General features: G+C 72.5%; 7 protein-coding genes. 3 read left to right on the top strand and 4 right to left on the bottom strand.

The features are described from left to right. Positions 1 to 109 precede the first annotated feature (109 nt). Positions 110 to 1,741 (bottom strand): L-glutamate gamma-semialdehyde dehydrogenase, encoded by a 1,632-nt coding sequence (gene pruA, locus ACFW2E_RS33795; protein ID WP_384471812.1) that lies wholly within the window; start codon positions 1,739 to 1,741, stop codon positions 110 to 112. A 40-nt stretch (positions 1,742 to 1,781) separates the two neighbouring features. Continuing rightward, entirely contained in the window at positions 1,782 to 2,708 is a 927-nt protein-coding gene (locus ACFW2E_RS33800) for a proline dehydrogenase family protein (protein ID WP_384471815.1), read from the bottom strand. Between the two features lie 171 nt (positions 2,709 to 2,879). Between ACFW2E_RS33800 and ACFW2E_RS33805 the strand changes: the two genes are divergently transcribed. Then, on the top strand, positions 2,880 to 4,133 hold the full coding sequence (locus ACFW2E_RS33805) for a PucR family transcriptional regulator (protein WP_384471818.1): 1,254 nt from the start codon (positions 2,880 to 2,882) through the stop codon (positions 4,131 to 4,133). Here ACFW2E_RS33805 and ACFW2E_RS33810 read toward each other — a convergent pair. Next, the gene (locus ACFW2E_RS33810) at positions 4,130 to 5,545 is read right to left on the bottom strand and encodes a PLP-dependent aminotransferase family protein (protein WP_384471820.1); all 1,416 of its coding nucleotides are present in this window, start codon (positions 5,543 to 5,545) and stop codon (positions 4,130 to 4,132) included. The genes ACFW2E_RS33805 and ACFW2E_RS33810 overlap by 4 nt on opposite strands. A gap of 47 nt (positions 5,546 to 5,592) precedes the next feature. On the opposite strand from ACFW2E_RS33810, the gene ACFW2E_RS33815 reads away from it, so the two are divergent. After that, entirely contained in the window at positions 5,593 to 6,801 is a 1,209-nt protein-coding gene (locus ACFW2E_RS33815; protein WP_384471823.1) for an MFS transporter, read from the top strand. Here ACFW2E_RS33815 and ACFW2E_RS33820 read toward each other — a convergent pair. Further along, positions 6,776 to 7,342, bottom strand: coding sequence for a TetR/AcrR family transcriptional regulator (locus tag ACFW2E_RS33820; RefSeq protein ID WP_384471826.1), 567 nt, complete (start codon positions 7,340 to 7,342; stop codon positions 6,776 to 6,778). The genes ACFW2E_RS33815 and ACFW2E_RS33820 overlap by 26 nt on opposite strands. 98 nt (positions 7,343 to 7,440) lie before the next feature. Here ACFW2E_RS33820 and ACFW2E_RS33825 point away from each other — a divergent pair. After that, positions 7,441 to 8,861: MFS transporter (locus ACFW2E_RS33825; protein WP_384471829.1), on the top strand; the 1,421-nt coding region annotated here is incomplete at its 3' end.

Consider the following 8,861-nt stretch of genomic DNA (forward strand, 5'->3'; position numbering starts at 1 on the left):
GGGGAGTGGCTGTGGTGGGGGTCTTGGGGGTGTGTCCCCCCGTACTGGGTGCGGGGCGGGTACGCGTGCTGGGGGTCCGGGATCCCCGGCCCGGGTTCGGGAGGGCTGGTCAGCCCATGTGCGGGTACGAGTAGTCGGTCGGCGCGACCAGCGTCTCCTTGATGGCGCGGGTCAGGGTCCAGCGCAGCAGGTTCTGCGGGGCGCCGGCCTTGTCGTTGGTGCCGGAGGCACGGCCGCCGCCGAAGGGCTGCTGGCCGACGACGGCGCCGGTCGACTTGTCGTTGATGTAGAAGTTGCCCGCGGCGTAGCGGAGCTTCTCCATCGTGTACGCGGCCGCCGCGCGGTCGTTGGAGATGACCGAGCCGGTGAGCGCGTAGTCGGACACCGACTCCATCTGCTCCAGCATCTCGTCGTACTTGTCGTCCTCGTAGACGTGGACACCGAGGACCGGGCCGAAGTACTCGGTGCGGAAGACCTCGTTCTCCGGGTCGGTGCACTCGATGACGGTCGGGCGGACGAAGTAGCCGACCGAGTCGTCGTAGGAGCCGCCCGCGACGATCGTGCAGGTCGGGTCCTCCTTGGCGCGGTCGATCGCGGCCTTGTTCTTGGCGAAGGACCGCTCGTCGATGACGGCGCCGATGAAGTTCGACAGGTCGGTGACGTCGCCCATGGTGAGGTAGTCGACCTCGGCGGCGAACTCCTCCTTGAAGCCCGAGTTCCAGATGGAGGCCGGGATGTACGCGCGGGAGGTGGCCGAGCACTTCTGGCCCTGGTACTCGAAGGCACCGCGGGTCAGGGCGGTCTTCAGGACGGCACGGTCGGCGCTCGGGTGGGCGACGAGGAAGTCCTTGCCGCCGGTCTCGCCGACCAGGCGCGGGTAGGCGCGGTACTTCTCGATGTTGTTGCCGACCGTCTTCCACAGGTACTGGAAGGTCCTGGTCGAACCGGTGAAGTGGATGCCCGCGAGGTCGCGGTGCTCCAGGGCGACCGCGGAGACCTCGATGCCGTCACCGGTGACGAGGTTGATGACGCCCTTGGGCAGGCCGGCCTCCTCCAGGAGCTGCATCAGCAGCACGGCGGCGTGGGTCTGCGTCGGGGACGGCTTCCAGACCACCACGTTGCCCATCAGGGCAGGCGCGGTGGGCAGGTTGGCGGCGATCGCCGAGAAGTTGAACGGCGTGATCGCGTAGACGAAGCCCTCCAGCGGGCGGTGGTCCAGACGGTTCCACACGCCCGGGGAGTTGGCCGGGGGCTGCTCGGCCAGGATCTGGCGGGCGTAGTGGACGTTGAAGCGCCAGAAGTCGACCAGCTCACAGGGGCTGTCGATCTCGGCCTGCTGGGCGGTCTTGGACTGGCCGAGCATGGTGGAGGCGGCGATGGTCTCGCGCCAGGGGCCGGCCAGCAGCTCGGCGGCGCGCAGGATGATCGCCGCGCGGTCGTCGAAGGACATCGCGCGCCAGGCCGGCGCGGCGGCCAGGGCCGCGTCGATGGCGTCCTGCGCGTCCTGCCGGGTGGCGTTGCGCAGCGTGCCGATCACGGCCTTGTGGTTGTGGGGCTGCACGACCCGGAACGGCTCGCCGCCGCCCATGCGCTTCTCGCCCGCGATGGTCATCGGCAGGTCGATCGGGTTCTCGGCCAGCTCCTTGAGCTTGGCCTCCAGGCGGGCGCGCTCGGGCGAGCCCGGGGCGTAGCCGTGCACCGGCTCGTTGACGGGGGTGGGGACCTGGGTCACAGCGTCCATGAGATCCGTAACTCCTTGTACGTGAGCGGGTGGTTCGGGCTCAGCCCTTGCTGACCATGGAGCGGAGGAAGAAGCGCAGGTTGGCCGGCTTCTCAGCGAGACGGCGCATGAAGTAGCCGTACCAGTCGGTGCCGTAGGCGGTGTAGACGCGCATGCGGTGGCCCTCGGCGGCCAGGCGCAGGTGCTCGTCGCTGCGGATGCCGTAGAGCATCTGGAACTCGTACTCGTCCATCTTGCGCCCGGCCTGGTGCGCGAGTTCCTGGGCGATGGAGATCAGACGGGGGTCGTGGGAGCCGATCATCGGGTACCCCTCGCCCTCCATCAGGGTCTTCAGGATGCGGACGTACGCCTTGTCGATCTCGTGCTTCTGCTGGTACGCGACCTCGGCGGGCTCCTTGTACGCGCCCTTCACGAGCCGTACGCGGCTGCCGGCCGCGGCGAGGCGGCGGGCGTCGGCCTCGGTGCGGAAGAGGTAGGCCTGGATGACACAGCCGGTCTGCGGGTGGTCCTTCCGCAGCTCCTCGTGGATGGCGAACATCGAGTCGAGGGTGGTGTGGTCCTCGGCGTCGAGGGTCACCGTGGTGCCGATCGCGGCGGCGGCCGCGACCACGGGGCGGACGTTCTCCAGGGCGAGCTCGTGGCCGCCCTCCAGCGCCTGGCCGAACATCGAGAGCTTGACCGACATCTCGACCTTCGGGCCGAGCTCCAGGTCCTTGAGGCGCTCGATGAGCTCCAGGTACGCGTCCCGGGCGGCGGTGGCCTGCTCACGGGTGGTGATGTCCTCGCCGACGACGTCCATGGTCAGCTCCAGGCCCTTGGCGGTGAGCTCCTGGATGATCGGGACGATGTCGTCGACGGTCTCGCCGGGGATGAAGCGGTCGACGACCTGCTTGGTCACCGGGGCCGCCGAGATCAGGCGTCGCATCCGGTCGCTGCGCGACGCGGCGAGAATCACGGGACCCAGCACGGGGCACCTCCACAACAAGACCAACGGAATACCGACCCGCGACAAGTGATTTTTCGGGTACGGCACGGAGAACCACCGTGAAATCTAAGGATCCCTCCGATCGTCGGCCATCGACAGCTGTCACGCATCCGCGCCCGGGATCTCAGACATATGTATGAAGGCGGCCGGGGAATGCGGGAGAATACGGGGGTGACGGCCGACTACAAGGGTGACTACCAGGAGCTGGTCGACGAGATCTCGGAGCTCCTGGGCGCTCCCGCGACGCTGGAGAACCGCGACTTCGAGCTGATCGCGTTCGGCGCGTACGACAGCGAGGGCGAGCTGGACGCCTCGGCCCTGGACCCGGTCCGCGCCCGCTCGATCCTGACCCGGCGCTCCACCTCGGCCGTGCGGACGTGGTTCGAGGGCTTCGGCATCACGCGGGCGACCGGGCCCGTGCGCATTCCGCCCACCCCCGAGGCGGGCGTGTACCGGGGACGCATCTGCCTGCCGGTACGCCATCGGGGTGTCGTCCTCGGCTACGTGTGGCTGCTGGACGACGATCCGGGCCCGAGCGAGCGGCAGCTGACCGCGGCCATGGCGGTCGCGGCCCGCATCGGCGCGCTGCTCGCGGACGAGGCGCAGGCGGGGGCCGACCTGACCCGGGAGCTGCGGGCGGTACTGACCGCCGAACCCGGCTGGCAGCGGGACATGGCGGTGGCCGAACTGCGCACGGCGCTGGCCGTCCGCGCGGACGGCCCGCACACGGTGGTGTGCGTGGCCCCCTGGCCCTCGGCCGACCCCGAGGACGCGCCGTCGGTACGCACGGTGCCGGGCGCGACCGCCCTGTGCACCGTGCCATGGGGTACGTCCGCGCAGTCACTGGCGCTGCTGGTGCGGCTGCGCTCGCCGGACACGGTGACGTCGGCGGTGTCGGCCGCCGGACGGCTGCTGGAGCGCGCCGGGGGCACGGCGGCGGACGGCGGCGGATCGCGGCCGGGGGCGGGGGCCGGCGGCGGGAGTGCCGGCGCGGCCGGGGTGGCCGCCGGGATCGCTGCCCCGCGGCTCGGGCTCGCCGACCTGGGGGCCGCCTGGCAGGAGGCGGCCGGGGCGGCACGGGCGGCGCTGGCGGAGCCACGGCTGGGGCCGGTCGCCGAGTGGGCGCACATCGGGCCGTACCGGCTGCTGACCTCGCTGCCCGCCGGGGCGGCCCACGACCAGGCGGTGGCCGCGCTGCTGACCCCCGCGCACCGCGAACTGGCCCGCACCGCCGAGGTCTACCTGGACCGTGCGGGCCAGGCCGGCCGCACGGCCGCCGTGCTCGGCATCCACCGCCAGACCCTGTACTACCGCCTGTCCCGGGTGGAGCAGCTGACCGGCCTGGACCTGGACGACGGGGAGGACCGGCTGCTGCTGCACATGGCGCTGAAGGGGGCGCGGCTCTAGGGGGTGTCGTCCCCCCTCAGCAGGTCTCCCACGGCGGCGATCCCCTCGGCGATCGCGCGCTCCGTCACATCGCCGAATCCGAGTACGAGCTGGGCCGGGCGGGTGGCGCCCGAGGAGCGGCAGGCGCTCATTCCGTACAGGCCGACGGAGCGAGTCCGGGCGGCGGCGATCACCTGCCGCTCGTCTGCCCGGCCGGGCAGATGGGCCACCGCGTGGAAGCCGGCCGCCAGACCCGTCAGGCGTACGGCGGGGGCGTGCCGGGCGAGGGCGGCGCGCAGCGCCTCGCGGCGGGCCGGGTAGACGACGCGCATACGGCGCAGATGGCGGTCGTAGCGGCCCGACTCGATCAGCCGGGCGAGCGCCAGTTGGTCGAGGGTCGGGGTGCCCCGGTCGGCGATCCTCTTGAATTCGGCGAGCGGGGCGGCGAGCCGGGGCGGACACAGCAGCCAGCCGATGCGCAGGGCGGGGGCCAGGGACTTGCTGACGGTGCCGATGGAGACGACCCGGTCGGCGGCCAGGCCCTGGAGCGAGCCGACCGGCTCGCGGTCGTAGCGGAACTCGGCGTCGTAGTCGTCCTCGATGACGTACGCGTCCCGGCGTGCCGCCCACTCGACGAGGGCGAGCCGACGGGAGGGTCTGAGCACCACGCCCGTGGGCCACTGGTGGGCCGGGGTGACGATCACCGCCCCCGCCCCGACGGCCTCCAACGCCCCTACGTCGATGCCGTGTTCGTCGACGGGGACGGGCACTGCGGGGAGGCCCGCCGCCTCCGCGGCCGCGGTCGCGGTGCCGGGTCCGCCCGGGTCCTCGTAGGCCACCACGCGGGTGCCGGCAGCGGCCAGCGCCTGCAGGGTCAGGCTGAGGCCCTGCGCGTAGCCGGAGCAGATGACGGTGCGGGCGGGGTCGGCGGCGGCCGAGCGCACCCGGCGCAGATAGCCGGCGACGACCTCGCGCAGGACCCGGCTGCCGCGCGGATCGCCGTAGTCGAGGTCGGCCGTCGGCATGGCGCGGGCCGCCTCCCGGGTCGCCCACAGCCAGTCGGCGAGCGGGAAGGAGGCCAGGTCGGGGACGCCGTGGCGGAAGTCGGCGAGCAGGGGCGGGGGTTGGGCAGGCGGCGCGGCGGGCTCGGGCTCCACCTGGGCACAGGCGGCGACGCGGGTGGCCGAGCCGACGCGGGTGACGAGGTAGCCCTCGGCCTGGAGCTGGGCGTAGCAGTCCTGGACCAGGCCGCGGGACAGGCCCAGGGCGCGGGCGAGTTCGCGGGAGGAGGGAAGACGTTCGCCGGACTGGAGGCGGCCGGTGCGGATGGCGTCGCGGAGCTGCCGCTCGAGCTGTGCGCGCAGCTGCTCGCCGCCTGCCCGGTCGACGGTCAGGAGCAGTTCGGGAGACAGACCGGCCCACTGCGGTGGCATGGAATTGGAGCTTACCGGGGGGCCGGTCGGGCCCTAGCGTCGAGGTCATGACGACGTCCGCGAACTCCCGCGCACAGGCGCCCGCTTCGGCCCCGAGGCCGCCCCTGCTGACCCGGGCCCTGATGCTCCGCTTCGTGAGCATGGTCGGCGCCTCGGTCAGCTTCTATCTGCTGCTGTCGACCGTGCCCGCCTACGCCGGGACGGCGGGCGGCGGGGGCGGCGCCGGCCTCGCCACCGGCGCGCTGATGTTCTCCACGGTCCTCGGCGAACTGGTCTCGCCCCGGCTGGTCGCCCGCCACGGCAACCGGCGTCCGCTGATGGCGGGGCTGTTCCTGCTCGGTGCGCCCGCCCTGCTGCTGACCGTGTCCCACGGCCTGGTGTGGATCGTGGCCGTGTGCCTGGTGCGCGGCCTGGGCTTCGCGGTGACGATCGTCGCGGGCGGCGCCATGACGGCGGCCCTGATCCCGGCGAAGCGGCGGGGAGAGGGGCTCGCGCTGGTGGGGGTCGTCGGGGGTGTGCCCTCGCTGGTCGCCCTGCCGCTGGGCCTGTGGCTGGCCCGGCACGTGGGGTACGGGCCGGTCGCGGTGACGGCGGGGGCGGCGGCCCTGGCGGCGATCGCGTCGGTCCCGGCGCTGCCGGACGGGCGGCCGGAGAACCCGGAGGCGGGGCGGTCCGCCCTGGGCATGACCGCGGCCCTGCGCACTCCCGCGCTGCGCCGCCCCTCCCTTGTCTTCGCCACCACCGCGCTCGCCGCCGGCATCCTGGTCACCTTTTTGCCGCTGGCCGTGTCCTCGGCGCCGGCCGGGGTGGTGGCGGTGGCGCTGCTGGTGCAGCCGGCGGCCTCGACGGCGGCCCGCTGGGTGGCGGGCCGGCACGGCGACCGGCACGGCACCGCGCGGCTCGTGGTGCCCGGACTGCTGCTGTCGGCCGCCGGGGTGCTGGTCACCGCGGCGACCGTGAGCCCGGTCGCCGTCGTCGCGGGGTCGGCCCTGTTCGGGACCGGCTTCGGCATCGCCCAGAACGCCACGCTGACCCTGATGTACACCCGGGCCGCCCGCTCGTCCTACGGCACGGTGACGGCCGTGTGGAATCTCGCGTACGACGCCGGGATGGGTGTCGGGGCGGCGGGCTTCGGCCTGCTCGCGGGGCGCACGGGGTACGCGTGGGCCTTCACCCTGACGGCGGCGGCGATGCTCCTCGCCCTGGGGCCGGCGCTGCGGGACGGACGCGTCATGTCCGAGTCGCGGCCTCGATGATCCGGCGCAGACCCTCGGTGAGCGTGGCCCCGTCCGGTGCGGTCTTCGGGTCGAAGGTCCACTGGGCGATGAGTCCCGACATCAGCGTCATGTAGAACCGGCCCAGCGTGTCCGCGCTCTCGTCGGACACCTCCTCCTCCGGAACGCCCATGAGCAGAGCGACCAGCCCGCGTCCGCCCTCCCGCTGGGCCCGGGCCAGGTGGTCGCGCACCTCGGGCAGGTCGATGGTCATGACCTCCATGCTGAGCCGCCAAACCGAGCCGGGCTCCCGCATGCTGTCGACGATGTTCGACCACACCTCCCGGAACCGCTCCAGCGAACCGGGAGCGCCGCTGATGCCGGTACCGCCCTCGAAGGACATCTGCTCCACCAGGGAGATGTAGGCCTGCGCGAGGAGCGCGTCCTTCGAGCCGTAGTGGTAGCCGATCGAGGCCAGGTTCGTCCCCGACTCCTTGACGATGTCGCGTGCCGTCGTGCGCGCGAACCCCTTCTCCAGCAGGCAGCGCCTGGCGCCTTCGAGCAGATCCTCACGGTGTCCCATGCGCACCAGCCTACCCCTCGATCCATACAAGCGTCCTAGACGCATGACCTATACAAGCGTTCTAGACACGCGTTTAATACGCTTGTACATTCGCTGTCATGACGAACACGACGAGCACCACCACGACCCCGACCGCCCGTGCCGGCCGCCGCGAATGGACGGCGCTCGGTGTGCTGATGCTTCCGCTGCTGCTGGTCTCGATGGACGTCTCGGTCCTCTACTTCGCGATCCCCGCGATCAGCGCCGACCTCGAGCCGAGCGGCACACAGCAGCTGTGGATCTTCGACATCTACGCGTTCGTACTGGCCGGCCTGCTGATGACGATGGGTTCGCTGGGCGACCGCATCGGCCGCCGCAAACTGCTCCTGCTGGGCGCCGCCGCCTTCGGCACCGCCTCGCTGGTGGCGGCGTACGCGAACAGCGCGGAGACCCTGATCGCCGCCCGCGCGGTCCTCGGTATCGGCGGCGCGACCCTGATGCCGTCGACCATGGCGCTGCTGCGCACGATGTTCACCGACCCCGGCCAGCGCGCGAAGGCGATCGGCATCTGGTCCGGCGTGATGACGGCGGGCGTGGCACTGGGCTCGGTCATGAGCGGTGTCCTGGTCCAGTACTTCTGGTGGGGCTCGGTCTTCCTGGTCAACCTGCCCGCGATGGCACTGCTCCTGGTCCTCGGCCCGGTCCTGCTCCCCGAGTCCAGGAACCCCGAGCCCGGCCGCTTCGACTGGCTGAGCGTCCCCCTGTCGATGGCCGCCGTGCTCCCCGTGGTCTACGGCCTGAAGGAGATCCCCTCGCAGGGCTGGCACCCGCAGTACGTCGTGTCGATCACGGTCGGCCTGCTGTTCGCGACGCTCTTCGTCCACCGCCAGCGCACCGCCGACTCCCCGATGATCTCCCCCGCCCTCTTCCGCGGCCGCGGATTCGCCCCGGCGGTGGTCCTCAACCTCGTCTCCTCCTTCGGCATGATGGGCTCGGCGTTCTTCACCACTCAGTACCTGCAGTCGGTGCTCGGCAAGAGCGCGATGGAGGCGGCCCTGTGGGCGCTGCTCCCCTCGGTGCCGATCGGCATGGCGGCCCCGCTCGCGACCTCGCTGGTGCAGAAGGGCGTCGACCGCGGCTACGTCGTCGCGGCGGGCTTCGCGACCGCGGCGGCCGGGTACGCGATGCTGGCCCTCACCGGCACGGACTCCCTGTGGCTCTCCCTCGCCGCGGCCGGTGTTCTCGCCTCCGGCATCGTCATGGTGATGTCCCAGATGACCGACCTGGCCATGGGGGCCGCCCCCGTCGAGCGGGCGGGCGCCGCGTCGTCGCTCCTGGAGACCGGCGCGGAGTTCGGCGGCGCCCTCGGGATGGCGGTCCTCGGCTCCATCGGTACGGCCGTCTACCGCCACGACATCCCCGTGTCGGCCCCCGCCGAGGCCAGGGAGTCCCTGGGCGGTGCCCAGGCGTCCGCCGGTCACCACCCCGGTGTCACGGGCGAGGCCCTGGCCTCGGCGGCACGCGAGGCGTTCACCAACCG

The organism is Streptomyces sp. NPDC058964 (genome assembly GCF_042741275.1).
Taxonomy (GTDB): Bacteria; Actinomycetota; Actinomycetes; order Streptomycetales; family Streptomycetaceae; genus Streptomyces.